We start from the raw sequence: 25,270 nt of genomic DNA on the forward strand, positions 1-25,270 counted from the left end.
ATGCCCGAGGCGCGGGCGCCGCGCAACGGCGCTTTCCGTCCTGCCCGGCTTCCGCCGCGGCTCACCCGGTGGTCTGCTGCCGGCGAAACGGGCAGGGGGATGCCGAAGGATGCAGGAATTAACCGCAGAGGGCCTGCTCGCCGCTCTGCGCGGCTGGGTCGAGATCGAAAGCCCGACCCAGGATGTGTCCGCGGTGAACCGCATGGCGGACCATGTGGAGGCCAGGCTGCGGGCCATCGGCGCCACCATCGAACGCATCCCCGGCCGCGACGGCTTTGGCGATATCCTGGTCGGCCGAGTCGAAGGTCAACAACACGGCCCCGGCCTGCTGCTGCTCGGCCATATCGACACGGTCCATCCGGTGGGCACGCTCGCCGGTGCGCTGCCCTTCCGGGTGGAAGGCGGCCGCGCCTATGGCCCGGGCATCTATGACATGAAGGGCGGCAATGCCATGGCGCTGGCGGCGCTGGAGCATCTGCACGCCCAGGGACGCCGCCCGCTGCTGCCGGTCAGCTTCATGATGATCCCGGACGAGGAGGCAGGAAGCCCCTCCTCCCGCCCCGCCATCGAGGCGGAGGCGCGGCGCCATGCGGCCGTGCTGGTGCCCGAACCCTCCGGCGAGGGCGGCAAGCTCACCGTCGGCCGCCACGGCATTGCGCGCTACCACCTGCGCACCATCGGCCGACCCGCCCATGCCGGCGCCACCCATGCGGAAGGGCGCAGCGCGATCCGCGAGATGGCGCGCCAGGTGCTGGCGATCGAGGGGCTGACGGATTATCCGCGCAACTTCTATGTGAATATCGGCACCATCTCCGGCGGCACGCATGAGAACATGGTGCCCGCCGAATGCCGCGCCATCTGCTACGCGCTGGTGCCGACGGCGGCGGAGGCGCGGGAGCTGCATGAGGCGCTGTCTGCGCTGCGCCCGCAGGACCCGGATGTGGTGCTGGAGGTGACAGCCGGCCTGTCCCGCCCGCCCTTCGGCAAGTCGCCCGCCATCCAGGCGCTGTATGACCATGCGAAGGTGCTGGCGGCGGATGGGGCGTTTCCGGTGGCCGGGGAACGCATCGCCGGCGGCGGTTCGGACGGCAATTTCACCGGCGCGCTGGGCGTGCCGACGCTGGACGGCCTCGGCGTGGTCGGCGGCGGCCCGCACAGCTTCGGCGAGCATATCGAGATCGGTTGCCTGGTGCCGCGCACGCGGCTTTTCGTGCGGCTCTTCGAGACGCCGCTGCCCGCGCTGTAGTGCGCAACCGCCTGCGGCGCGACACCTTGGCATGAAGGCGGTGGCCCGACTCATGCCGAACCGCAACGATGCCAAATTGTGACGCGCGCTTGGCGCCCGGATCGGCGGCCGCGATATCCCAGGGACATCGATCGCCCACCACACGAAGGTTGCCCGCCATGTCCACCGCCTCCGCCGATCCCACCCTGCTCCGCGCCGTGGCGGAGGTGCCGACGCCGCAGGCTGGCCGCTACCTGCAGCAGCTCTGCAAGCACTTCCAGCACAAGCTGCCCGCGACCTTCGACGCCACCACCGGCCACATCCCCTTCCCGCTCGGCGATTGCAGGCTGGAGGCGCGGGACGGCGTGCTGTGGATGGAGGTGACCGCGGCGGATGCCGAGAAGCTGGCGCAATTGCAGGATGTGGTCGCCCGCCACCTGCTCCGCTTCGCCTTTCGCGAGGAGATGCAGGTCGCCTGGCACCCTGCATGATGGCGTCCCCCGCCTTCCGCGTGGTCATCCTCGGCGCCGGCTTCGGCGGCATGGAGGCGGCGCGCGCGCTGCGCCAGGCGCCGGTGGAGGTCACGCTGGTCGATCGCCACAACCACCACCTGTTTCAGCCGCTGCTCTATCAGGTGGCGACGGCGGCGCTTTCCCCGGGCGATATCGCCTGGCCCATCCGCAACATCTTCCGCCACCAGCGCAACCTTTCCGTGCTGATGGCGGAGGTGGCGGGCATCGACACTGCGGCGCGCCAGGTGCGGACCGCGGATGGCATGCGCCTGCCCTATGACGCGCTGGTGGTCGCCACCGGCGCCACCCATTCCTATTTCGGCCATGACGAATGGGCCGCCTTCGCGCCCGGGCTGAAGACCCTGGACGATGCCACCGCCATCCGCCGTCGCCTGCTGATCGCCTTCGAGCAGGCCGAGCTCACCATGAGCGCGGCGGAGCGCCAGCGCCTGCTGACCTTCGTCGTGATCGGCGCCGGCCCCACCGGTGTGGAGCTGGCCGGCGCCATGGCGGAGCTGGCAAGGGATGCGATGTCACGCGAATTCCGCCGCATCAAGCCGGAGATGGCGCGCATCATCCTGCTGGAGGCCGGCGATCGCGTGCTGTCGACCTTCCCCGAGGATCTCGGCGAGACTGCGCGACGCTCGCTGGAGGCGAAGGGCGTGCAGGTGCTGACCGGCCGCAAGGTCACGCGCTGCGACGAAACCGGCGTCACCTGCGGGGAGGAACACATCCCCGCCTCCACCCTGGTCTGGGCCGCCGGCGTCGTCGCCTCCCCGGCCGCGGAATGGCTCGGTGTGGAGCCCGGCCGGGCCGGGCGGCTGCAGGTCGGGCCGGACCTCTCGCTGCCGGGGATGCCGGAGGTTTTTGCGGTGGGCGACCTGGTGCAGGCGAAGGACGCGGATGGCACGCCGGTGCCGGGTACCGCGCCGGCGGCCAAGCAGATGGGGCGTTTCGTCGGCCGCCTGCTGGCCGCGCGCGCCGCGGGCCGCACCGCGATGGCGGCGTTCCGCTATCGGCACCAGGGTGAGCTGGCGACCATCGGGCGGCGTTCGGCGGTGGTGGCGCTCGGCCGGCTGAAGCTCACCGGGCTGATCGGCTGGTGGTTCTGGGGCATTGCCCATGTGTATTTCCTGGTGGGCTTCCGCAGCCGCGTCGTCGTCTCCTTCCAATGGCTCTGGAGCTACCTGACCTTCCAGCGTGGCGCGCGGCTGATCACTGGTCCGGCGCGGCGCAAGCCCGATGCGGCCTGAAAGGCCCGATGGCGGCAGCGTGACCGGCGCCTCACCAAACCCGCGGCAGGCGAGGGCAGTTGAGACCCTGACACCACAGGGGAGACTCCCATGCGCGCGCTGGTCTGGCACGGCAAGGAAGATATACGCTGCGACACGGTGAGCGATCCCACCATCGAGGATCCGCGCGACGCCATCATCAAGGTCACCGCCTGCGCCATCTGCGGCTCCGACCTGCACCTGTTCCACAACCTGATCCCCGCCATGAGCCCCGGCGACATCATGGGCCATGAGACGATGGGCGAGGTGGTGGAGGTGGGCTCCGCCGCGAAGGGCGCGCTGAAGAAGGGTGACCGCATCGTGGTGCCCTTCACCATCAGCTGCGGCAGCTGCGAGCAGTGCCGGCGCGGCAATTTCTCGGTCTGCGAGACCACCAACCGGAACAAGGAGATGGCCGACAAGGTCTTCGGCCATGCCGGCGCCGGCCTCTTCGGCTATAGCGCGCTGACCGGCAGCTATCCCGGCGGGCAGGCGGAATATCTGCGCGTGCCCTTCGCCGACCAGACGCATATCAAGGTGCCGGACGGGCTGACGGATGAGCAGGTGCTGTTCCTGTCCGACATCCTGCCCACCGGCTGGCAGGCCGCCGTCGCCTGCGACATCGAGCCGGAGGATACGGTGGCGATCTGGGGCTGCGGCCCGGTCGGGCAGATGGCCATTCGCTCCGCCGTGCTTCTGGGTGCGCGCCAGGTGATCGCCATCGACCGGCTGCCGGAACGCCTCGGCATGGCCGCCGCCGGCGGCGCCATCACCATCAACTTCGAGGAAGAGAGCGTCATCGATCGGCTGAACGAGCTGACCGGCGGCAAGGGGCCGCAGAAATGCATCGATGCCGTGGGGCTCGAAAGCCATGTCAGCCTGGCGCAGCCGGATACGCTGCTGGATCGCGCCAAGCAGGTGGTGATGCTGGAGAATGACCGGCCGCATGTGCTGCGGGAGATGATCTATGTCTGCCGCCCGGCCGGAATCCTGTCCATCCCCGGCGTCTATTCGGGGCTGGTGGACAAGCTGCCCTTCGGCCTGGTGATGAACAAGGGCCTGACCATCCGCACCGGCCAGACGCATGTGCGCCGCTGGACGGACGACCTGCTGCGACGGATCGCGGAAGGCCAGCTCGATCCCTCCTTCGTCATCACCCATAGCGTCGGGCTGGAGGAAGGGCCGGAGATGTACAACATCTTCCGCAACAAGCAGGACGGCTGCATCAAGGTGGTGCTGAAGCCATGAACCGCATCGCGAACAGGACACGCCAGGCCGGCGATCCGCGCATCCTACGCAGCGGCCGCGGCTCGCTCGGCGCGGCTGACAAGTTGGGCCGCGCGCTCGGCTGGTTCAGCATCGGGCTTGGCCTGGTGCAGCTGCTGGCACCGAGGCAGGTGACGCGCAGCCTCGGCATGCAGGGGCAGGAGGGCCTGGTGCGGGCCTATGGCGCGCGGGAGGTGGCGAGCGGCGTGCTCTCGCTCTCGGTCGACCGGTCTCTGGGCCTGCAGTCGCGCGTTCTGGGCGATGCGGTGGATGTGGCCACGCTGCTGACGGCGCTGCGGCCCGGCAATCCGAAGCGGGACAATGTGATCCTGGCGCTGGCCATGGTGGCAGGCGTGACCATGCTGGACATCCTGGGCACCCAGGCGCTGAAGGCCCGGCATGGGCGAGAGCTGGCGCCCCCCGCGCCGCGCGGCGTCACGCCGCATCGTGGCGATCGCAGCGGCTTCCCCCAGGGTCTCGCCCGGGCACGCGGCGCCGCCAGCGACTTCGTGGTGCCGGCCGATTTCCGATCGGCGCCGAAGCCGGTCTGAGGCCGGCGGCCGGGCCCGCGGGGGACCCGGCCGCCTGCCGCGCGCTATTGCAGCGCCGGCCCCTCCTCCTCCTCGTCGATCCAGTTGCCGGCCGGCGCCTCCACCTCCGGCGTCGGATTGTCGGCTAGGATCGCGGCGGTGTCGTCGTCGAAGGCGGCCACCACCTCGCTGCCCTCCGAGGGTTCCGCCAGGCCGAGCGCGGCGACGGTGGCCGCCACCACGCGCGCGGCCAGCGCCGCGCTGCGCTCGTCGCGGCATTCCACCACGACCTCCGCATCCTCCCCGCCATCCTGGACCAGCTCGACCAGGAAGAATTGCGCGCCCGCGCGTTCCGAGGTCTCCCACATGCCCTCCGCGGTCCGGCGCATCGGCGTCACCGCCACGGTCAAGGCGGCATTGGCCTGTGGCTCGCTGCTGTCCGACATCGTCCCCTCCTCTGGCATGGCCGCCGGCATCCGGCACCTGTGGCAGCAACGCCGGGCGGCGGCGCTGGTGCCGCGGCCTGCCGCGCGATTTCGCGCGGCAAACCGGCGCGGTGCCAAACCGGCTGGCGCATCAATAGCTTGTGCGATGGCCCTGGCGGAAGGCCGCGCGGCCTCATCGCCTGCCGAAAGCGTCCGGACGCTGCGCGCCCGCAAGGAACGCCCGGCGCCCGCCCCTGTTGGGATCGCAGCGGCACGGCGGCGGCGGCGGGCGCGATGTCCGGCCGATCGGCGCGGAACAGCAGGCGAGGTGCGCAGATGAGTGACATGAGACAGGCTGGCCTTCCCGATCGCGACCCGCCGCGGAGCCCGCAGCCCGATCCGCTGCGCCAGGCTTCCGCCGATGGCCGCGCGGCACTGGATGAGGTGAAGTCCGCGACCAGCGAGGCTGCCGGCACGCTCCGGCAGGAGGCCAGCGGCACCGCCGCCGAGCTGAAGGCGGAGGGTGCCGAGGTGCTCGACGCCGCCCGGCAGCGCGCCTTGCGCTTCGCCGAGACGCAGCAGCAGGCCGGCGCCGAACAGGCCGAGGGTTTCGCAGAAGCGGTGCATGGCGCGGCCGACCAGCTCGGCGCGCAGTCGCCGGTGATGGCGCGCTATGTGCACGAGGCCGCCACGGCCATCGAGGATATGGGCCGCACGCTGCGCAACAGCAGCCCCGCGGAGCTGCTGGGCCGGGTGGAGGATCTCGCCCGGCGCCAGCCTGTGGCCTTCTTCGGTGCCGCGGTGCTGGCAGGCTTCGGCCTGGCGCGCTTCGCCAAGAGCTCTGCCGAGGCGGCGCGCCATCGCGGCGCCTCGGGCCGGATGGCCCCGATGGGCGGCGCGGTGGCGCCGGAGGTGGCGAGCCAGGCGCCGGGCTGGGTGCCGCCGCAGGCTGGCAGCGCTCAGGGCACCGGGATCCATGGCAGCGGCGCCAAGCCGGCGACGCTGGCCGCGGCCTCGCTCGGCGGCGCCGCCGCCTGGCCCGGTGGCAGCGCCTCCGGCCTGCCGCAGCCGCCCGTGGCGGGGGGTGGCGACCATGTCTGATCCCTATCGCCAGTCGGAGCGATCGCTGCCCGAGCTGTTCAGCACGGTGATCGGCCAGATCTCCACGCTGTTCCGACAGGAGGTGCAGCTGGCCCGCGCCGAGGTGGGGGAGAAGATTTCCCACGCCTCCGGCGCCGTCACGCCGCTCGGCGCCGGCGCCGGCCTGCTGCTGGGTGCGCTGATCCTGCTGCTCTTCGCGCTGGTCTCGCTGCTGGTGCATTTCGGCGTGCCGCTGGGCTGGTCCCAGCTGATCGTCGCCCTCGTCGCGGCGCTGCTCGGCTATGCGCTGATCCGCGGCGGCGTTTCGAAGTTGAACACCACGAACCTCATGCCCCAGCGCACGGCCGAGCAGCTGTCGCGGGATGCGCGAGTGGCGAAGGAGCAGGTACGATGAGCGGCACGGATCCCGGCAACCGCGGCAGCGCGGAGATCGAGCATGAGGTGGAGGCGACGCGCGCCGGCCTGACGCAGACGCTGGAGGAGCTGCGCGACCGCACCTCCCCCGGCCAGCTCTTCGAGCAGGCGCTGGACTATGCCCGCACCTCCGGCGGCGCGGAGTTCACGCGCAACCTGGGCACGGCGGTGCGCGACAATCCGCTGCCGCTGCTGCTGATCGGCGCCGGCATCGGCTGGCTGATGCTGGGCAAGGCGCCCGGCGTCACCACGCCGCGCCTGCGCAGCGGCGCCTATCCGGCTGGCAGGCAAAGCGGCGCCTACGCGGCGCCAGGCAGCTACGCCGTGACGGACCGGGACTTTCGCGGCGATGCGGAGTCCGGCCCGGGCATGCTGAGTCAGGCCGCGGAGGCGGTGGGCGATGCTGCGGGCGCGGTGCGCGACAGCGTCACGGGTGCCGCGCGCAGCGCGGCCGATGCCGCAGGCTCCGCCTATCGCAGCGTGGCGGGCGCGGTCGGTTCGGCCGGCGAGACGGCGGGCCAGGCGGCGCACGATCTGCGTGGCCGGGGCGAACGGGCGGCGCATGCGGCCGCGGACTATGCCGGCCAGGCGCGGCATGAGGCGGCGGACTATGCCGACCGCGCCTATTGCACCGCCGGCGACTATGCCGGCGCGGCGCAGGACCGGATGGGCGAATGGGTGGAGGAGGCGCAGCACAGCATGGGCTCGCTGCTGCGCGACCAGCCGCTGGTGCTCGGCGCGCTGGGCGTCGCGCTCGGCGCCGCCGTCGGCGCCATGCTGCCGCGGACGGAGGCCGAGGACCGGCTGATGGGCGAGACCCGCGACGACCTCGCGCAGCAGGCGGCGGAGATGGCGCAGCAGGGCTATGCCGCGGCGCGGGACAGCATCGGCGACCAGGCCGGGCAGGCCCGTGGCACGGCGACCGAGGGCGTCTCGACGATGGCCGGCCAGGCGCGGGAGGCGGTGGTCGGCGCGGCCCATGGCCTGGCCGAACGGGCCAAGGCCGCGCTGGCCGAGGCGCCGGAGGGCGAGGCGGCGAAGCCGGAGACCGGCGCCGCTTCCCAGCCCGGCGGCGGCGTCCATCCGGGCATGCGGCCGGCCGGCGGCCTGGGCTGAGGCCAGGGCGCGCCGCTACCCCCCGGCCGGCGGCCGGGGGGAGACGGGCGCATCCAGCAGGCTGAGGCCCTGGCGCAGCGCGCCTTCCATCACCGCCCGGTCCGGCCGCCCGCGCGCCAGCACGCGCAGGCCCAGCAGGAGCGTCATCAGCAGCCGCGCCAGATCCGCCGCATCCCGGCCCGCGGCGATGCTGCCATCCGCCTGGCCGGCCTGCACCTGGCGGCGGAAGAAGCCCTCCAGCTCCGCCAGCCGCGCCGCCACCACGGCACCCAGGCCGCGGTCATGCGGCGCCACCTCCAGCGCCGTATTCACCAGCAGGCAGCCGAGCCGGTCGCGCAGCGAGCGCGCGACGATGTCACGCAGCAGCGATTCGATGGCCTGGCGCGGCGGCTGTGTCGCCTCCAGCCGGAGGATTCGCGCGCGCATCCCGCCCTCCAGGTAGCGGTCCAGGCAGCGGGCAAACAGGCTGCGCTTGTCGCCGAAGGCATTGTAGAAGCTGGCCTGGCCGAGGCCCATCACCTGGCCGAGGTCGCGCACGCTGGTGCCGGCATAGCCGTGCCGCCAGAAGTGGCGCATTGCCGCATCCAGCACGGCATCCTCGTCGAAGCTGCGGGGGCGGGACATCGGGGGCGGAAGCCTCGCGGCCAAGGTGGCGCAGCATAGGGGGCGTGGTGGCCGGGTCGCAAATCCGTGGCGTCGCAACGGTCCCTTATTGTCCCGCGCGCAGCATGGTCGCAACCTTCGGCCCTCGCCACCCTTCGGATCCTGCCTCGATGTGCCGCTTCCTCGCCTATCTCGGCGAACCCATCTTCCTCGCCGACCTCGTCTGCGCGCCCGCGCATTCGCTGATCCACCAGTCCATGCATGCCGATGAGGGCAAGACGCCGACCAATGGCGATGGCTTCGGCCTCGGCTGGTACGGGGAGCGGGAGGAGCCGGGCCTGTACCGGGAGATCCGCCCCGCCTGGTCGGATGAGAACCTGCGCTCGCTCTGCGCCCAGGTGCGTTCGCGACTCTTCTTCGCGCATGTGCGCGCCTCCACCGGCACTTCCACCACGCGGGCCAATTGCCACCCCTTCGGCCTCGGCCGGCAGATGTTCATGCATAATGGCCAGGTCGGCGACTATGCGCGGATCAAGCGGCGGATGGAGGCGCTGATCCCGGACCGGCTCTACGAGCACCGCCTCGGCACCGGCGATACCGAGGCGATCTTCCTGGCCGCGGTCGCGGAGGGTTTGGAGACCGATCCGATCGGCGCGCTGTCGCGCACCCTGGCGCGGGTGCAGGCGCTGATGGAGGAGGCGGGCAGCAGCCAGGCGCTGCGCTTCGCCGCGGCGCATAGCGACGGCACCACGCTGACCTGCTTCCGCTGGTCCTCCGATGGTCGCCCGCCCTCGCTCTACTGGCGGCGCGTCGGCGGCAATGTGCTGGTGGTGTCGGAGCCGGTGGATGAACGCAATGCCGGCTGGCTGCCGATCGCCGCGAACCATGCGCTGGTGGCACGGCCGGGGCAGGAGGTGCAGGTGATGCCCTTCGCGGTCGCCGCCTGACCGGATCTTGTCCGATCTGTAACAACCGGTCCATAAGGCGTCCTCACGCAACGGGGGATGACCCATGCTGACCCGCCTCGCCACCCTGGTCCTCGGCGCCAGCCTGCTGGCCGGGCCCGCCCTTGCGCAGACCCTGCCGCCCGAGCGCGTGCTGCGCATGGTGCCGAATGCGGATCTGCAGACGCTGGACCCGATCAACACCACGGCCGGCGTGGTGCAATCGCATGCGCATATGATCTACGACCAGCTCTTCGGCCGCGACGCGCAGCAGCGCCCGCAGCCGCAGATGGTTTCCACCTACAGCGTCTCCGACGATGCGCTGGTCTGGCGCTTCACGCTGCGCGAGGGGCTGGCCTTCCATGACGGCGCGCCGGTGACGGCGGAGGATGTGGTGGCCTCGCTGCGTCGCTGGGGCGCGCGGGACCCGCATGGACGGCAGATCCTGGCGATCACCGCGAGCCTGGAGCCACAGGCGGACGGCAAGACGGTGGTCTGGACGCTGACGCGCCCCTACGGCCTGATGCTGGACGCATTGTCAAAACCCGCCGGCAATATGCCCGCCATCATGCCGGCCCGCATCGCCGCGACCGACCCCTTCACCGCAATCCGGGAGACGATCGGCAGCGGGCCCTTCATCTTCTCCCGCGAGGAATGGGTGCCGGGCAGCACCGTGGTCTATCGCCGCAACCCGAACTACGTGCCTAGGCCGGAGCCCGCCTCCGGCACCGCCGGCGGCAAGGTCGTGCATGTCGATCGCGTGGAATGGCAGAACATCGCCAATGCGCAGACCTCGACGCTGGCGCTGATCCAGGGCGAGATCGACTATATCGAGAGTCCCGGCGTGGACTTCCTGCCGATGCTGCAGCGGCGCGGCATGCGCATTGTCCGCACCAATACGCTGGGCGCGCCGGGCATGATCCGGATGAACCACATCCACCCGCCCTTCAACGATGCCCGTGTCCGCCAGGCGCTGATGCTGCTGGTGAATCAGGAGGAGATCCTGCAGGGGATGTTCCCCGACCCGGCGCTGTACCAGGTGTGCCATGCCTTCTTCGTCTGCGGGTCCCCGCAGGAGACGAATGCCGATGTCCCCGCCGGCCTCGGCAGCCCCGCCGCCCGCGAACGCGCCCGTGCCCTGCTGCGAGAGGCGAATTACGACGGCACGCCGATCGTCATCATGGACCCCACCGACAATCCCTTCGTCGATACCGCGACGCTGGTGCTGGCGCAGCAGATGCAGGCGGTGGGCTTCCGCACGGATGTGCAGGCGACCGACTTCGCCTCCATGGCCGGGCGCCGCGCCAATCGGCGCCCGCCGAGCGAGGGCGGCTGGCATATCGGCCTGACCTTCTGGAACGGCCTCGGCGCCTCGGACCCCGTGGGCAATGTGCCGATGCAGGCCAGCTGCGACCGTGCCTGGCCGGGCTGGCCCTGCGATGCCGCGCACCAGGCGCTGATCGATGCCTTTCCCTATGCGGCGAATGCGGCCGAGCGGAAGCGCATCCTGGATGAGCTGCAGGAAAGCGCCTATCGCCTGGTGCCCTATGTGCCCTATGGCCAGTGGTACCTGCCCTCCGCCGTCACGCCGCGCATCTCGGACGTTCTGGCGATGCCGGGCATCATCATTGCCTGGAACATCCGCAAGGCGGCGCGCTGAGGATCAGGCCACCGTATCCGCCATCTCCGCGCCGCGCTGCCCCATCGGGCGGTTCGGCGCGGTGGTGGTGTCCCGCGCCGTCTGGTGCTCCATCTCCGCATTCAGCTCGGCGCCCAGCAGCACCACGATGGCGGAGATCCAGATCCAGGTCATGAAGCCCATGACCGCGCCGAGCGAGCCATAGGTCTCGTTGTAGCTGCCGAAATTGGCGACATACCAGGAAAAGCCGGCGGAGACCGCGAGCCAGGCGAGCGCGGCGAAGCCGCTGCCCCAGCTCACCCAGCGCCATTTCGCGCTCTCCCGGCTCGGACCCCAGCGATAGAGACAGGCCAGCACGAGCCCGACCAGCAGCAGCAGCAGCGGCCAGCGGCCGAGGTCCAGCAGCGTCTCCGCCCGGCTGCCCAGCCCGACCAGGCCGAGCACCACCGGCACCGCCACCACGCCGATCATGGTCAGGATGGCGAACAGGATGAAGCCCAGGGTGAAGGCCAGGGTGGTCAGCGTCAGCTTGACGAAGCTGCGCTTCTCGCGCTCCTCATAGACCACGTTCAGCGCATCGAACAAAGCCTTGGCCGCCTGGTTGGCCGACCAGAGCGAGACCAGCAGGCCGGCGATGGCGCCGAGGCCGAGCGTGCCATCGGCGGATTGGGCCACGCGCTGTACCTGTTCGGTGATGATCTCCATCCCGCCGCCGGGCACGATGCCGCCGAGCGAATCCAGGTGCCCCTGGATCGTCGCCGGATCCGCCACCAGCGCATAGAGCGAGACCAGCGCGGCGAGCGCCGGGAACAGGGCCAGCAGCGTGTAGAAGGTGATGCCCGCGGCCTCGGTCATCAGCCGGTCCTCGCTGGCCTGGGACACGGTGCGCCTGGCGATCTGCCACCAGCCCCGGGCCGGGATCTCGGAGGGGGCATCGGCCTGGCGTCCCTGGCCCGTGGCATCGCGCCGATCCCCGCGCGCCAGCTGCGCGGTCTCGCGGCCGGCAGGCTCCCGCGCGGCCGGTTGCCGATCCCCCTGGCGCGGCCAGCTCTCCACCGTCCGCAGCCGGCGCGGCGTGCGGCGGGCGGAATCCAGCGCCAGCAGCCCGGTCAGCGCCGCCGCCGCCACCATCCAGCCGCCGCTCTCGCCTGTGCCGCGCCGGCGCCGGTCCTGCGCTTCGCTCATCCTGCTGGTTCCCATTCCGGCTGCCTCGGTCGGTCGGGCAACGCCGCGCCCGGCCCGCGGGTGCTGGCGCGCCTGGAAACTTTCCGCGACCGGCCGCGCTGACCGATCCGGGATGGCAAGGGAGGGGGCGATGGCCAAGGCGCGACCCGTGGCGCTGCCATGGCTGGTGCTGGAGGGCATCGGCGGCCCGGCGCGACGCGGCGTCCAGATGGTGCTGGCCACCGCCGCGCTGGCGGTGGGCGTGCTGGCGGAGGGGCTGAACCCCCGCAGCTGGCGCCGCCGCACGCTGCGCGCCGAGCTGCGCCGCACCCTGCACCAGGCGATCGCCGGCGGCTTCGGCACCGTCATGATCACCGCCAGCCTGGTCGGCTTCGGTGTCGTGCACCAGGCGATCCGCTGGCTGAGTTTTGCCGGGCAGGAGGATTACACGGGCAGCCTTCTCACCACGGTCCTGGTGCGGGAGGTGACGCCGGTGCTGGTCGGGCTGATCCTGCTCGGCCGCAGCGGCACGGTGACGGTGGTGGAATTCGGCGCCACCAAGGCCGGCGGGCAGCTGGACATGCTGGAGGCGCAGGGCCTGGACCCCTTCAGCCTGCTGGTGCTGCCGCGGGTGGTGGCGCTGGCGGTGGCGGGCTTCACGCTCGGCGTCATCTTCCTGGCCGTCGCGCTGTTCACCGGCTGGCTCACCGGCTGGTTCGGCGGGCTGGTGCAGAACGCGCCGCGGGAATTGCTGACGAACCTGTTTGCCGCCACCGATACCGCCGAATTCGTGCTCTTCGCCGTCAAGCTGGTGGTGGTGGGCGCGCTGGTGGCACTGGTCTGCGCCATCACCGGCATGTCCTCCACCCGGGCCGAATCGCCCTCCCACCTGCTGCCGCGCGCCTTCGTGCGCGGGCTGCTGGGCATCCTGGCAGCCAGCGCCATCCTCAGCGTGGCCGTCTCGTGACGCCGCTGCTGGAGGTGGAGGCGGCGCGGCCGGTGCCGGGGGCCTCGCCGATCCAGGGCGCGGTGACGCTGCACCTGGCGCCGGGCGACCTCGCCTTGGTGCATGCGGAGGATCCGGCCATGGCGCGGGCGCTGGCGCTGATCTGCGCCGGGCTGGTGCGGCTGGCGGCGGGCCAGGTGCGATTCCTAGCGCAGGACTGGGCGGCGCTGCCGCGCGTCCCGGCCCAGGCGCTGCGCGGCCGCATCGGCTTGGCGCCGGGCGATGGCGGCTGGCTGCCGCATCTGACGGTGGCGGATGGCATGCTGCTGGCCTGCCGCCACCACACCGACCTGCCGGATGCCGAATTGCGGTCCCAGGCCGTGGCGCTCTGCAAGCAATTCGGCCTGCCGGGCCTGCCGCTACGCCATCCGGCCGAGCTCAACCGGGTGGATCTGGCCCGGGCCGGCTGCGCCCGCGCCTTCCTGGGCGCGCCGGAGCTGATCCTGCTGGAAAGCCCGCTGGACCAGGAAACGGCGGATCTGCTGGCGGAGCCGCTGCTGGCGGCGCTGGCCCCGGCGCGCGAACGCGGCGCGGCGGCGCTGTGGTCCACGCGCTCGCGCCGCGCCTGGAACACGCCCGGCTTTCCTGCAAGCCAGTGGTGGGTGCTGCAGCAGGATGGTCTGAAGGGGGATGAACCATGTCTGGCTCCACGTTAAGCCAGGAAGACCGCGTCCGGCTGCGCCACACCGATCGCTGGGTGGGCGCGCTGGTCGTCCTGGCGCTGGTGCTGTTCCTCGGTGCGCTGTTCCAGCGCGGCGTGATCCGCGAATGGTTCGCCGATGGCGCCACGCTGATGGTGCTGCTGCCGGAGGAAGGCGTGGCAGGCCTCTCGGTGGGGGCGGAGGCCGAGGTGCTGGGCATCCGCGCCGGCTCCGTCCGCCGCATCATCGTCGACCCCGAGCGCCGCATCCGCGCGGAACTGCGCATCGAGGAACAGGCGAAGCCCTTCATCCGCCGCGATTCCACCGCCGTGGTGCGGCGCCGCTTCGGCGTGGCCGGCCCGGCCTATCTCGATATCCAGCGCGGGCGGGGGGAGGAGTTGAACTGGGACCGCGCCTGGATCCGCGCCACCAGCGAACGCGCGCCCACGGAAACGCTCGGCACGCTGCTGGATGAGCTGCAGCAGCGCGTCTTCCCCATCCTGGACGAGCTGCGCACCGGCACCGCCGCCTTCGCCGCCGCCACCCAGCGGCTGGAGCGCGGGGAGGGCACGGTGGGCCGCCTGCTGGCGGACGATACGCTGATCCGCCAGGCCGAGGCCGCCACCGCCCGCGCGGCGGCGGTGATGGAGAATATCGAGGCGGCGAGCCGCGAGGTGCGCCAGCTCACCGCCGGCCTGTCGAACGGCCGCGGCAGCGGGTCCCTGCCCGGTCTGGTGCAGCGGGCGGAGCGCGTGCTGGCGCAGGTGGAGCGGGCGAGTGCCGACCTCGCCCGCGCCACCCCGGCGCTGCCGCAGGTCACCGCCAATATCCGCGACGGCACGGACAGCCTGCCGGCCGTGATGGTGCAGGCGCAGGAGGCGGCGCGGCAGATGGAATTGCTGCTGGTGCAGCTGCGCCGGCATTGGCTGCTGGGCGGCGGTGGCGGCAGCGTGCGGGAGACCAGCGTCTCCTCCGGCGCCGTGCCGCGTCCGATGGTGGAGCGCCTGCGCCCGTGAGATTCCTGGCCATTGCCTTGCTGCTGCTGGCGGGTTGCGGCGGGCGTGCGGCGCCGGAGGGGCCGCCGCGCGACGGCGTGCTGGACCGGGCGGCGGATAGCGCGCGGGACGCGTTGAACCAGGACCAGCCGGTGGTGGCCGGCCGCCTCTATGCCCAGGCGCTGGCCCGCGCGCGGGAACGCGACGATCCGGTCGCGATCGATGCCATGGGCTTCGGCCAGGCCACCGCCGCCCTCGGCCAGGGCGATGCGCCGGTGGCGCTCGCGGTGGCGCGGGAGGTGCGGGCGGAACTCGCTCGGCGCGGCCGCGGCGCCTCCGCCGTGCTGCTGCTGGCGGAGGCGACGGCGCTGTTCCGGCTGGGCCGGATGGCGGAGGCCGAGGCCCTGGCCCGCCTTGTCGCCAGCCGCGGCGCGGAGAATGCCGAGGCCGCGCTGCGGGCACATTTTCTCCTGGGCCTGCTGGCCGCCGGACGCGGGGATATGGCGGGGGTGGAAGCGGCGCGGGCCGCAATCGGCGCGCCGGACCAGCCGGCCTTCCGCGCCGATGCGGTGGAACTGGATGGGGCCGCGGCGCTGCTGCGCGGCGATCCGGCGACCGCCCGGTTGCAGGGCGTGACGGCGGCGGCGCTCCGCCGCGATTCGCTCGATTATCGCGGCCTGTCCCGGGCGCTCGCCCTGCAGGCCACGGCGCTGGAACGGCTGGGGGAGCGGGAGGCGGCGGCCGATGCCTGGCTGCGCGCCGGGCGCGGCGCGGCCGAGCGCGGCGAGGCCGCCGATGCGCGGCGCTGGCTCGCCCAGGCCCGGCAGGCGGCCGGCGGGCAGGCCGATCTGCTGGCCGCGGTCGCGCAGGCCGAGGCGCTGCTGGCGCGCTGACCGGTTTGACGCGATCCTGGCCGCGCCAGAAGGGGGACGCCATGAAGAAGCTGGTGAACGATCCACGCCGCGTGGTGCGCGAGATGCTGGAGGGGTTGGCCGACCTGAACCCGGGCCTGGCGCTGCTGGAGGCCGAGGATGTGGTGCTGCGCGCCGATCTTCCGGTGCCGGCGCAGCGGCCGGTCGCGGTGCTCTCCGGCGGTGGTGCGGGGCATGAGCCGGCCCATGCCGGCTATGTCGGCCCCGGGATGCTGGCCGGTGCGATCGCCGGCGATGTCTTCACCTCCCCCTCCACCGATGCCGTGCTGGCCGCCATCCGCGCCGCCGCCGGGCCGCGCGGGGCGCTGCTGGTGGTGAAGAACTACACCGGCGACCGGCTGAATTTCGGTCTCGCCGCGGCGCTGGCGACCGCCGAGGGCATCCCGACCCGGGTGGTGGTGGTGGCCGATGACGCCGCGCTGCATGCGACGGTGGACCGCGCGCAGCGCCGTGGCATCGCCGGCACCGTGCTGGTGCACAAGGTGGCCGGCGCCGCCGCGGCCGCGGGGCTGGATCTGGACGCCGTGCTGGCCGAGGCCGAGGCGGCGGCCGCCGCCGTGGTCAGCATGGGCGTGGCGCTCGGCGCCTGCACCGTGCCGGCGGCGGGCCGGCCCGGCTTCGAGCTGGGCGCGGAGGAGATGGAACTCGGCCTCGGCATCCATGGCGAGCAGGGGATTCGGCGCGCCCCCATGGCGCCGGCCGATGCCATCGTCGCCACCATCCTGGACACGCTGGTGACCGATGCCGGGCTGGCGGCGGGGGAGGAGGTGGCGCTGCTGGTGAACGGCCTGGGCGGCACGCCGCCGATGGAACTGGCGGTCGTCGCCCGCGCCGCGCTCGCCGGGCTGCGGGACCGCGGCCTGGTGGTGGCGCGTGGCTGGGCCGGGAACTTCATGACGGCGCTCGAAATGCCCGGCTGCTCGATCAGCCTGATGCGGCTGGATGCGGCGCGGCTCGCCCGGCTGGATGCGCCGGCTTGCGCGCCGGCCTGGCCGGGTGGCGGCGTGCTGGCGGCGCGCGCCCTGCTCGCCACCCCGGTATCGGCACCGGCCGCCCACCCCGCGCCTGGACCCCTGGCCGAGACGCTGCACCGTGTCGCGATGGAGGTGGCGGCGGCGCTGGAGGCGGAGGAGGCGGCGCTGACGGCGCTCGACAGCCATGCCGGGGATGGGGACCTGGGCCTTTCGCTCGCGCGGGGCGCGGCGGCCATTCGGGCGCTGCCCCGTTCCGCCTTCGCCACCCCGGCCTCGGCCCTGGAAGCCATGGCGGGCGCGCTGCGGCGGGCGATCGCCGGCAGTTCCGGCCCCTTCTACGCCACCGCCCTGCTGGGCGCGGCGCAGGTGCTGGGGGGACGGGCGCCGGATCGCGCGGGCTGGGCCGAGGCCTTCCGGGCGGCGGTGGAGGCCATCTGCGAGCTCGGCGGGGCCCGACCGGGTGACCGGACCATGCTGGATGCGCTGCACCCGGCGGCGGAAGCCTTCGCCACGGCGGAGGGAACCGGCGCCGCGGCCTGGCAGGCGGCGGTGGCGGCGGCGGAGCGGGGCGCGGCGGCCACCGCCAGCATGCCGCCGCGCCTCGGCCGCGCCGCCTATCTCGGCGAGCGGGCGCTGGGCCAGCCGGATGCGGGGGCGAGCGCCGTGCTGGTCTGGATGCGGGCGATCCGCCAGGCCCTGGGCTGAGGCGGCCGAGTCGCCACGGGAAATCAAGGGTCTGGCGGATGCGCCTTCCGGGCCGGGCCGGTTGCGGCTACTCCACCGCCCGCGCCCCTGGAGTCCTGGATGACGATCGCCATCGATATCGGCCTGAGCGCCTCCGGCACCCCCGCCGAGTTCGACCTCGAGGAACTTCTCTCCACCCGCCTGCTGGTGCAGGGCAATTCCGGCTCCGGCAAGTCGCATCTGCTGCGCCGGCTGCTGGAACAATCCGCCCCCTGGGTGCAGCAGGTGGTGGTGGATCCGGAGGGCGACTTCACCTCGCTCGCCGACCGCTTCGGGCATCTGGTCGTGGATGCCGGCGAATATACCGACACGGCCCTGCAGCAGGTGGCGGAGCGGGTGCGGCGGCACCGCGTCTCCGTCGTGCTGAACCTGGAGAGCGTGGAGGTGGAGCAGCAGCTGCGGCTGGCGGCGGCCTTCCTCGGCGGGCTCTTCGACGTGGACCGGGATGCCTGGTTCCCGGTGATGGTGGTGGTGGACGAGGCGCAGCTTTTTGCGCCCGCGGCGGCCAGCGAGACCTCGGACGAGGCGCGCCGCGCGGCGCTCGGCGCCATGACCAACCTGATGTGCCGCGGCCGCAAGCGCGGCCTGGCGGGGGTGATCGCGACGCAGCGCCTGGCCAAGCTGGCCAAGAACGTGGCGGCGGAGGCCTCCAACTTCATGATGGGCCGCACCTTCCTCGACATCGACATGGCCCGCGCCGCCGACCTGCTGGGGATGGAGCGGCGCCAGGCGGAGATGTTCCGGGACCTGGAGCGCGGGCACTTCATGGCCCTCGGCCCGGCCGTGTCCCGCCGCCCGCTGCGGGTGCGGGTCGGCGTGGTGGAGACCGGGTCCCGCAGCGCCGGGCCGAAGCTGGTGCCGCCGCCGAGCCAGGCCAGCGCGGCGGAGGCGCGGGAGCTGATTCTGGTGGCGCCTGAGCCCGAGGTGCCGCGCCCGCCCCGGCGGATGCCGCGCGCCACCGCGCCCGATCTCTTGACCCAGCTCGCCCAGGCCCGCCCGCCGCTGCCCGCCGCGGAGCCGGTGGCGGAGCCGACGCCGGAGGAAAAGGCCGAGCACCGTCGCAAGATCGCCGGCGTGCTGCAAAAGATCCTGGCGGAGCCGGATGCGCCCTTCCGGCCGGCCAGCGTGCTGTATCAGGATTTTCTCGTCCGCTGTCGGATCGAGGAGGTGGGCGGCCCGGCCATCGACATCCCCGCCTTCCGCCGCCTGCTGACCACGGCGCGCGCCGGCATCGGCGCGGAGGCGGCGGAGGGCAGCGAATGGGCCCAGGCCGTGGCGCGGGCGGAGGCGCTGCCGGATGACGTGCAGGGCGTCTTCCTGCTGCTGGCCCGGGCCGCGCTGGAGCGCCAGCCCTGTCCGTCCGATGCCACCCTGGCGCGCGCCTATGGCAGCCGCTCGCTCGGCCGGGCGCGGCGGCTGCTGACCTATCTGGAGGAGCAGGGCGCGCTGGTGGTCCGCGCCGAGCGCGGCGGGCGGCGCAGCGTGGTGCTGGTCGGCCTCGCCTGGGAAACCGCGCCGGGCGACCCGAACGGGCCGGAGGAGAGCGTGACCGCGGCGGCTTAACCGCCGAGCACCCGCACCGGTCGGCCCGCCAGCCAGGCCGCGACCGCCTCGTGGCTTTCGCGATAGCGCACCAAAATGTTCTCCCGCGTGCGGCCGCCGATATGGGAGGTCAGCAGCGTATTCGGCAGGCTGCGCAGCGGGTGGTCCGCCAGCAGGGGCTCCTGCGCGAAGACATCGAGTCCGGCGCCGCCGATGCGGCCCTCCCGCAGGGCCGCGACCAGCGCCGCCTCCTCCACGATCGGGCCGCGGGAGGTGTTGATCAGCAGCGCATCGGGCCGCATGGCCGCGATCTCCGCGGCACCGACCAGGCCGCGCGTGCGCGGCGACAGGCGCATATGGATGCTGATGACGTCGGAGTCGCGAAACAGCGCCTCCCGGCTCACCAGCTGCACGCCGACCTCGGCACAGCGTTCGGCGGTGAGGTTCTCGCTCCAGGCTACCACCTCCATGCCGAAGGCGAGGCCGACGCGCGCCATGCCCTCGCCGAGCTGGCCGAGACCGACCAGGCCCAGCCTGCGCCCGGTGAGGCCGCGCCCGAGGGCGGCACCCCAGCCGCCATCGCGGATCACGCGATCCTCCGCCACGATGTGCTTCACCAGGCCCAGCACCAGGCCCCAGGCGAGCTCCACCGTCGCCATCGGATGGCCCAGCGCGGTGCCACAGACCGTGACGCCGCGCGCGGCCAGCGCCGGCAGCTCCAGCGCCGCATTGGTCATGCCATGCGTGACCAGCAGCTTCAGCCGCGGCAGCCGGGCGAGCAGCGCGGCATCGAAGTGCGTTTCCTCCCGCGCCGTGACGATGATCTCGGCCTCGGCCAGGAGGGCCGCAGCCTCGGCATCCGTGATGCGGCCGTGGAAGTCGAGGACATGCGCGGTGGCGAGATCCCGCCAATCCACCGCCTGACGGGCGAGGCCGTGATAGTCGTTGATGACCGCGATCCGCATCAGTCTCAGCCCGGTGGTGGAGGGGGCCGAGGATGCGCGCCGTGCCGGCGTGGCGCAACGGCGGCACCCTTCCCGCTTTGCAGCCCGCGCCGAAGCTGCCAGCCTGCGCGCAACAAACGGGAGCGAAATCATGTTCAAGGCGCTGTGCCGCAGCCTGGCCTGCGGAATCCTGACCGTTCTTGCCGGCGAGGCTGCCGCGCAAAGCTTTCCGGCGCGGCCGATCACCATGGTGGTCGGCTTCGCGCCCGGCGGTCCGGCGGATGTCGTGGCGCGGCTGATCGCGCCCTCGCTCGGCGCGGATCTGGGGCAATCCGTGGTGGTGGAGAATGCCTCCGGCGCCGGCGGGTCCATCGGCCAGGGGCGCGTCGCGGCGGCGCGGCCGGATGGGCACACCATCCTCTTCGGCAGCCTGGCCCAGGCGACCATCCCCACCCTGCTGCGCAACCTCAGCTTCGATCCGCAGGCGCTGGAGGCGATCGGCCTGGTGAACGAGGTGCCGATGGCGATCATCGCACGGCGCGATTTTCTGGCGGCCAACCTGGCGGAGCTGGTGGCGGTGGTGCGGCGCGACGGGCGCCGGATGAACCTGGGCAATGCGGGCATCGGCTCCACCAGCCACCTGTGCAGCCTGCTGCTGATCTCCGCCATCGGCGCCCCGGTGACGCTGGTGCCCTATCGCGGCAATGCGCTGGTCATGAACGACCTGATGGCCGGCACGCTGGACCTGGGCTGCGACCAGACCACCAACAACGCGCAGCAGATCCGTGGCCAGACGATCCGCGCCTATGCGATCAGCACCCCCACCCGCGCCGCCGCGCTGCCCGAGGTGCCGACCACGGCGGAGGCCGGCCTGCCTGCCATGAGCATGTCCGGCTGGAACATGCTGTTTGCCCCCGCCGGCACGCCGGGGCCGGTGGTGGAACGGCTGAACCGCGCCTTGCTGGCCGCGCTGCGGGACGAGAATGTCGGCCGCCGCCTCGCCGAGCTGGGCAGCGAGCCCGCCAGCGGGGAGCGCACCGCCCCGGCGGGCGCCCAGAACTTCTGGCGGGCCGAGATCGCCCGCTGGAAGCCGCTGCTGGAGGCGGCGGAGGCGGCGAACTGAGGCCCGGCTTGGCCGGCCAATCCGCGCCCTGCTAGGCTGGCCGCATGACCGGAAACCCGCTGCTCGCCCCCTGGACCACGCCCTTCGGCGTGCCGCCCTTCGACCTGATCCGGCCCGAGCATTTCGGGCCCGCCTTCGACCAGGGCATGGCGGAGCAGCTTGCCGAGATCGCCGCCATCGCCGCGGACCCGGCGCCCGCGGATTTTGCCAATACGGTGGAGGCGCTGGAGCGCAGCGGGCGGACGCTGGACCGGGTGCGCAGCGTCTTCTTCAACCTGGTCTCCAGCCAGGCCACCGAGGCCTATCAGGCGATCGAGCGGGACTATGCGCCACGGCTCGCCCGCCATCGCGCCGAGATCACGCTGAACCCGGCGCTCTTCGCGCGCATTTCCGCGCTGCTGGAGCGCCGCGAAAGCCTCGGCCTGGATGCGGCGCAGGACAGGCTGCTGGTGCGGCTGCATGCCGGGCTGGTGCGCAGCGGTGCCGCGCTGGATGCCGCCGCGCGGGAGCGGATGGCGGCGATCTCCACGCGGCTCGCCGTGCTGCACACGCAATTCGGCCAGAACGTGCTGGCGGACGAGAATGAGTGGCAGCTGGTGCTGGCGGAGGGGGACCTCGCGGGACTGCCGGATTTCGCCCGCGACGCGGCGCGGGAATCCGCGCGGGAGCGGGGCGTGGAGGGCTGGGTCATCACCCTGTCGCGGTCCTCCATCGAGCCCTTCCTGGTCTTCTCCACGCGGCGCGACCTGCGGGAGGTGGCCTGGCGCGCCTGGGTGGCGCGGGGCCTTGGCGCGCGGGACAATACCGTGCTGATCCGCGAGATCCTGGCGCTGCGGGCCGAGCGTGCCCGGCTGCTGGGCCATGCGGATTTCGCCGCCTGGCGCCTGGCCGACAATATGGCGCGCGACGCCGCCGCGGCCTCGGACCTGCTGCACCAGGTCTGGGCCCCCGCGAAACGCCGCGCGGCGGTGGAGCGGGCGGAGCTGGAGGCGCTGGCCGGCCACCCCATCGAGGCCTGGGACTGGCGCCACTATGCCGAGATCGCGCGCCGCGCGCGGCACGATATCGATGAGAGCCTGACGAAGCCCTATTTCCCGCTGGACGGCATGCTGGCCGCCGTCTTCGACACGGCGCGGCGCCTGTTCGGCGTGCGCTTCATCGAGCGGCCGGACATTCCCGTCTATCACCCGGATGTCCGCGCCTTCGACATGCAGGACGAGGACGGCGCCCATCGCGGCGTGTTTCTCCTCGACAGCTTTGCCCGCGCGGGCAAGCGATCCGGCGCCTGGATGAGCAGCTATCGCGTGGGGCATGGGCTGGATGGCCCGGTGACGCCGATCGTCGTGAACAACAACAACATCGCGAAATCGACGCCCGCGCTGCTGTCCTTCGACGAGGCGCGGACGCTGTTCCATGAATTCGGCCATGCGCTGCACGGCCTGCTCTCCGCCGCGCATTACCCCTCCCAGTCCGGCACCGCGGTGCTGGCGGATTTCGTCGAATTCCCTAGCCAGGTGCTGGAGCATTGGCTGGAAGTGCCCGAAATCCTGCGCAGCCATGCGCGCCACCATGAGACTGGCGAGCCGCTGCCCGAGGATCTGCTGCGGCGGCTGCTCGCCGCGCGCCAGGATGGCCAGGGTTTTGCCAGCGTCGAATTCGTCTCCTCCGCACTCATCGACCTGGCGCTGCACACGCATCCCGACCCGCAGGCGCTCGACGTGGTGCAGTTCGAGGAAGAATTTTTGGGGGAGATCGGAATGCCGGAGGCGATCGGCCTGCGCCATCGCCCCGCGCATTTCCAGCACCTGTTTGCGGGCGGCGGCTACGCGGCCGGGTACTACGCTTATATGTGGGCGGAAGTGCTGGATGCCGATGCCTTCGAAGCCTTCGAGGAAGCCGGCGATCCCTTCGACCCGGCGCTGGCGGCGAAGCTCAAGGACATCTACCAGGCCGGCGACACGCGCGACCCGATGGAGCTCTACGTCGATTTCCGCGGCCGCCCACCCTCCGTCCAGGCGCTGCTGCGCAACCGGGGGCTGGCCGAGGCGTAGGGGGTCTTGCCGCCGGCGGAGCCGCAGGGTGAAGCTGCGGCAATGCCGGGAGAGAACGCATGAGCCTTCGCCGCATCGCCACCACGCCCTTCAGCGACCAGAAGCCCGGCACCTCCGGCCTGCGCAAGAAGGTGACCGTCTTCCAGCAACCGCACTACGTCGAGAACTTCGTCCAGGCGATCTTCGACGTGCTGGGCGAGAAGCGGCAGGGCGCGACGCTGGTGGTCGGCGGCGATGGCCGCTTCCTGAACCGGGAGGTGGTGCAGGCCACGCTGAAGATCGCCGCCGCCAACGGATTTGCTCGAGTTCTGGTGGGGCAGGGGGGGCTGCTGTCGACGCCGGCGGCCTCGAACCTCATTCGCATCTCGGGCGCGATCGGCGGCGTGGTGCTCTCGGCCAGCCATAATCCCGGCGGGCCGGACGGCGACTTCGGTATCAAGTTCAATGCGGCGAATGGCGGGCCGGCGCCGGAGGAGATCACCGGCGCCATCTTCCGGCGCGCCAGCGCGATCACCGAATATGCGATGATGGAGGTGCCGGACCTCGATCTGGACCAGATCGGCGAACAGCGCCTCGGCGACTGCCTGATCCAGGTGGTGGATCCGGTTTCGGACTACGCCGCGATGATGCGCAAGCTGGTGGATTTCGACGCCATCGCGCAGCTTTTCGCGGGCGGCTTCCGCATGCAGTTCGACGCGATGAGCGCGATCACCGGCCCCTACGCGAAGGCCATCCTGGAGAACACGCTGCGCGCCGCGCCTGGCACGGTGCGCAACGGCACGCCGCTGCCCGATTTCGGCGGCCATCACCCGGACCCGAACCCGGTGCATGCGGCGGAGCTGATGGAGGCGATGCTGCGCGCCGATGCGCCGGATTTCGGCGCGGCCTCCGACGGCGATGGCGACCGCAACATGATCGTGGCGCCGGGGCTTTTCGTCACGCCCTCCGACAGCCTGGCGATCCTGGCCGCCCATGCGCATCGCGCGCCGGGCTATGCGCGGGGGCTGGCCGGCGTCGCACGCTCCATGCCCACCAGCCGCGCGGTGGACCGGGTGGCCAAGGCGCTCGGCATTCCCTGCTACGAGACGCCGACCGGCTGGAAGTTCTTCGGCAATCTTCTCGATTCCGGCCGCATCACCCTCTGCGGCGAGGAAAGCGCGGGCACGGGGTCGGATCATGTGCGGGAGAAGGACGGTCTCTGGGCCGTGCTGCTCTGGCTGAACATCCTGGCCGCCACCGGGCAGCGCGCGGATGCGCTGGTGCGGGACCATTGGGCGCGCTTCGGCCGCGACTACTACACGCGGCACGATTATGAGGAGGTGGATGCCGCCGCCGCGAACGGGCTGATGCAGGCGCTGCGCGCGCAGCTCGCCACGCTGCCGGGCAAGAGCTTCGGCGGCCTCACCGTCTCCGCCTGCGACGACTTCGCCTATACCGATCCGGTCGATGGCTCCGTCACCGCGCAGCAGGGCGTGCGGATCCTGTTCGCGGAGGATGCGCGGGCGGTCTTTCGGCTCTCCGGCACCGGCACGGTGGGCGCCACGCTGCGGGTCTATCTGGAGCGCTTCGAGCCCGACCCGGCCCGCCACGACCTGGAAACGCAGGCGGTGCTGGCCCCGGTCATCGCGGCGGCGGGCGAGATCGCGGGCATTGCCCGCCATACCGGCCGCGATGCCCCCTCCGTGGTGACCTGACCCCGCTTGGCTTCCCCAGCCCGGTCGGCTTCTGCTACGCCTTCCTCCACCAGTTCAGGCGAGAAGGCGGCAGACCATGCCCAACGACACCGCGGCCAAGCCGGCCGCCCCGGAGGACCTCTGGCGACTGCGCAGCAGCCTGGACAATATCGACACGGCCCTGATCGCCATGCTGGCGGAACGTTTCCGGGTGACGCGGGAAGTGGGCCAGCTCAAGGCCCGGCACCGGCTGGAGGCGGTGGACGTGGCGCGGGAGGAGGCGAAGGTCGCCCGCCTGCGGGAGACCGCCGCCCGCGCCGGCCTCGATGAGGATTTTGCCGAGGAGTTCATCCGCCGGGTGATGGCGGAGGTCGTCCGCCAGCACCGGATCATCGCCGAGAAGGGGTGAGCGACTTGCCGGTAGCGCGTCGGCAG

General features: G+C 72.4%; 24 protein-coding genes. 20 read left to right on the forward strand and 4 right to left on the reverse strand.

Annotated features, from left to right (window positions below; genetic code table 11):
* The first annotated feature begins 109 nt into the window (after positions 1-109).
* The 5 genes from ACTIF1_RS10800 (at position 110) to ACTIF1_RS10820 (ending at position 4,825) form a co-directional block, all read left to right on the forward strand.
* Positions 110-1,246, forward strand: a complete 1,137-nt coding sequence (locus ACTIF1_RS10800) for a M20 family metallopeptidase (RefSeq protein WP_439596418.1) — start codon at positions 110-112, stop codon at positions 1,244-1,246.
* 158 nt (positions 1,247-1,404) lie between these two features.
* Positions 1,405-1,716 (forward strand): DUF2218 domain-containing protein, encoded by a 312-nt coding sequence (locus ACTIF1_RS10805; protein ID WP_439596419.1) that lies wholly within the window; start codon positions 1,405-1,407, stop codon positions 1,714-1,716.
* A complete protein-coding gene (locus tag ACTIF1_RS10810; protein WP_439596420.1) occupies positions 1,713-2,990 on the forward strand; it encodes an NAD(P)/FAD-dependent oxidoreductase in 1,278 nt (425 codons plus the stop codon). Before ACTIF1_RS10805 ends, ACTIF1_RS10810 begins: the two co-directional genes overlap by 4 nt.
* Positions 2,991-3,080: 90 nt before the next feature.
* Positions 3,081-4,256 carry a zinc-dependent alcohol dehydrogenase gene (locus ACTIF1_RS10815; RefSeq protein WP_439596421.1) on the forward strand — a complete coding sequence of 392 codons (1,176 nt, stop codon included), beginning with the start codon at positions 3,081-3,083 and terminating at the stop codon, positions 4,254-4,256.
* Positions 4,253-4,825, forward strand: coding sequence for a hypothetical protein (locus ACTIF1_RS10820; protein WP_439596422.1), 573 nt, complete (start codon positions 4,253-4,255; stop codon positions 4,823-4,825). The genes ACTIF1_RS10815 and ACTIF1_RS10820 overlap by 4 nt, the downstream gene beginning before the upstream one ends.
* 44 nt (positions 4,826-4,869) lie before the next feature.
* On the opposite strand, the gene ACTIF1_RS10825 is transcribed toward ACTIF1_RS10820, so the two are convergent.
* Entirely contained in the window at positions 4,870-5,250 is a 381-nt protein-coding gene (locus ACTIF1_RS10825; protein ID WP_439596423.1) for a hypothetical protein, read from the reverse strand.
* Positions 5,251-5,574: 324 nt separating this feature from the next.
* Between ACTIF1_RS10825 and ACTIF1_RS10830 the strand changes: the two genes are divergently transcribed.
* From ACTIF1_RS10830 to ACTIF1_RS10840, 3 genes are read left to right on the forward strand one after another with little or no spacing between them, the layout of a single operon-like run.
* A complete protein-coding gene (locus ACTIF1_RS10830) occupies positions 5,575-6,330 on the forward strand; it encodes a hypothetical protein (protein ID WP_439596424.1) in 756 nt (251 codons plus the stop codon).
* Positions 6,323-6,724: a phage holin family protein gene (locus tag ACTIF1_RS10835; protein WP_439596425.1), complete on the forward strand. Its 402-nt coding sequence runs from the start codon at positions 6,323-6,325 to the stop codon at positions 6,722-6,724. Before ACTIF1_RS10830 ends, ACTIF1_RS10835 begins: the two co-directional genes overlap by 8 nt.
* Positions 6,721-7,860 (forward strand): DUF3618 domain-containing protein, encoded by a 1,140-nt coding sequence (locus ACTIF1_RS10840; protein WP_439596426.1) that lies wholly within the window; start codon positions 6,721-6,723, stop codon positions 7,858-7,860. The genes ACTIF1_RS10835 and ACTIF1_RS10840 overlap by 4 nt, the downstream gene beginning before the upstream one ends.
* Before the next feature lie 15 nt (positions 7,861-7,875).
* Here the strand turns inward: ACTIF1_RS10840 and ACTIF1_RS10845 are convergent, their stop codons facing one another.
* Positions 7,876-8,484, reverse strand: coding sequence for a TetR/AcrR family transcriptional regulator (locus tag ACTIF1_RS10845; RefSeq protein WP_439596427.1), 609 nt, complete (start codon positions 8,482-8,484; stop codon positions 7,876-7,878).
* Between the two features lie 149 nt (positions 8,485-8,633).
* On the opposite strand from ACTIF1_RS10845, the gene ACTIF1_RS10850 reads away from it, so the two are divergent.
* Both ACTIF1_RS10850 and ACTIF1_RS10855 read left to right on the forward strand, forming a co-directional pair.
* Positions 8,634-9,410, forward strand: coding sequence for a class II glutamine amidotransferase (locus ACTIF1_RS10850; protein WP_439596428.1), 777 nt, complete (start codon positions 8,634-8,636; stop codon positions 9,408-9,410).
* 64 nt (positions 9,411-9,474) lie between these two features.
* Positions 9,475-11,067 (forward strand): ABC transporter substrate-binding protein, encoded by a 1,593-nt coding sequence (locus tag ACTIF1_RS10855; RefSeq protein ID WP_439596429.1) that lies wholly within the window; start codon positions 9,475-9,477, stop codon positions 11,065-11,067.
* Between the two features lie 3 nt (positions 11,068-11,070).
* Here ACTIF1_RS10855 and ACTIF1_RS10860 read toward each other — a convergent pair whose 3' ends face one another.
* Positions 11,071-12,231 carry a YihY/virulence factor BrkB family protein gene (locus ACTIF1_RS10860; RefSeq protein WP_439596430.1) on the reverse strand — a complete coding sequence of 387 codons (1,161 nt, stop codon included), beginning with the start codon at positions 12,229-12,231 and terminating at the stop codon, positions 11,071-11,073.
* Between the two features lie 130 nt (positions 12,232-12,361).
* On the opposite strand from ACTIF1_RS10860, the gene ACTIF1_RS10865 reads away from it, so the two are divergent.
* From ACTIF1_RS10865 to ACTIF1_RS10890, 6 genes are all read left to right on the forward strand, one after another.
* Positions 12,362-13,177 carry an MlaE family ABC transporter permease gene (locus ACTIF1_RS10865; protein WP_439596431.1) on the forward strand — a complete coding sequence of 272 codons (816 nt, stop codon included), beginning with the start codon at positions 12,362-12,364 and terminating at the stop codon, positions 13,175-13,177.
* A complete protein-coding gene (locus tag ACTIF1_RS10870; protein WP_439596432.1) occupies positions 13,174-13,872 on the forward strand; it encodes an ABC transporter ATP-binding protein in 699 nt (232 codons plus the stop codon). The genes ACTIF1_RS10865 and ACTIF1_RS10870 overlap by 4 nt, the downstream gene beginning before the upstream one ends.
* The gene (locus ACTIF1_RS10875; RefSeq protein ID WP_439596433.1) at positions 13,854-14,873 is read left to right on the forward strand and encodes an MlaD family protein; all 1,020 of its coding nucleotides are present in this window, start codon (positions 13,854-13,856) and stop codon (positions 14,871-14,873) included. The genes ACTIF1_RS10870 and ACTIF1_RS10875 overlap by 19 nt, the downstream gene beginning before the upstream one ends.
* On the forward strand, positions 14,870-15,745 hold the full coding sequence (locus ACTIF1_RS10880) for a hypothetical protein (RefSeq protein ID WP_439596434.1): 876 nt from the start codon (positions 14,870-14,872) through the stop codon (positions 15,743-15,745). Before ACTIF1_RS10875 ends, ACTIF1_RS10880 begins: the two co-directional genes overlap by 4 nt.
* A 41-nt stretch (positions 15,746-15,786) precedes the next feature.
* Positions 15,787-17,463 (forward strand): dihydroxyacetone kinase family protein, encoded by a 1,677-nt coding sequence (locus ACTIF1_RS10885; RefSeq protein WP_439596435.1) that lies wholly within the window; start codon positions 15,787-15,789, stop codon positions 17,461-17,463.
* Positions 17,464-17,562: 99 nt separating this feature from the next.
* The gene (locus ACTIF1_RS10890) at positions 17,563-19,065 is read left to right on the forward strand and encodes a helicase HerA domain-containing protein (RefSeq protein WP_439596436.1); all 1,503 of its coding nucleotides are present in this window, start codon (positions 17,563-17,565) and stop codon (positions 19,063-19,065) included.
* Here ACTIF1_RS10890 and ACTIF1_RS10895 read toward each other — a convergent pair.
* Positions 19,062-20,009: a D-2-hydroxyacid dehydrogenase family protein gene (locus ACTIF1_RS10895; protein WP_439596437.1), complete on the reverse strand. Its 948-nt coding sequence runs from the start codon at positions 20,007-20,009 to the stop codon at positions 19,062-19,064. The two genes, ACTIF1_RS10890 and ACTIF1_RS10895, sit on opposite strands and share 4 nt — an antisense overlap.
* On the opposite strand from ACTIF1_RS10895, the gene ACTIF1_RS10900 reads away from it, so the two are divergent.
* From ACTIF1_RS10900 to ACTIF1_RS10915, 4 genes are all read left to right on the forward strand, one after another.
* Positions 19,993-21,111 (forward strand): tripartite tricarboxylate transporter substrate-binding protein, encoded by a 1,119-nt coding sequence (locus tag ACTIF1_RS10900; protein WP_439596438.1) that lies wholly within the window; start codon positions 19,993-19,995, stop codon positions 21,109-21,111. The two genes, ACTIF1_RS10895 and ACTIF1_RS10900, sit on opposite strands and share 17 nt — an antisense overlap.
* A gap of 44 nt (positions 21,112-21,155) precedes the next feature.
* Positions 21,156-23,162, forward strand: a complete 2,007-nt coding sequence (locus ACTIF1_RS10905) for a M3 family metallopeptidase (RefSeq protein WP_439596439.1) — start codon at positions 21,156-21,158, stop codon at positions 23,160-23,162.
* A gap of 59 nt (positions 23,163-23,221) precedes the next feature.
* Positions 23,222-24,856: an alpha-D-glucose phosphate-specific phosphoglucomutase gene (locus ACTIF1_RS10910; protein ID WP_439596440.1), complete on the forward strand. Its 1,635-nt coding sequence runs from the start codon at positions 23,222-23,224 to the stop codon at positions 24,854-24,856.
* Positions 24,857-24,932: 76 nt separating this feature from the next.
* Entirely contained in the window at positions 24,933-25,244 is a 312-nt protein-coding gene (locus tag ACTIF1_RS10915) for a chorismate mutase (RefSeq protein ID WP_439596441.1), read from the forward strand.
* Positions 25,245-25,270: the final 26 nt, after the last annotated feature.

Origin of the sequence: Falsiroseomonas sp., assembly GCF_051860665.1 — a bacterium.
Classification (GTDB): domain Bacteria; phylum Pseudomonadota; class Alphaproteobacteria; order Acetobacterales; family Acetobacteraceae; genus Falsiroseomonas.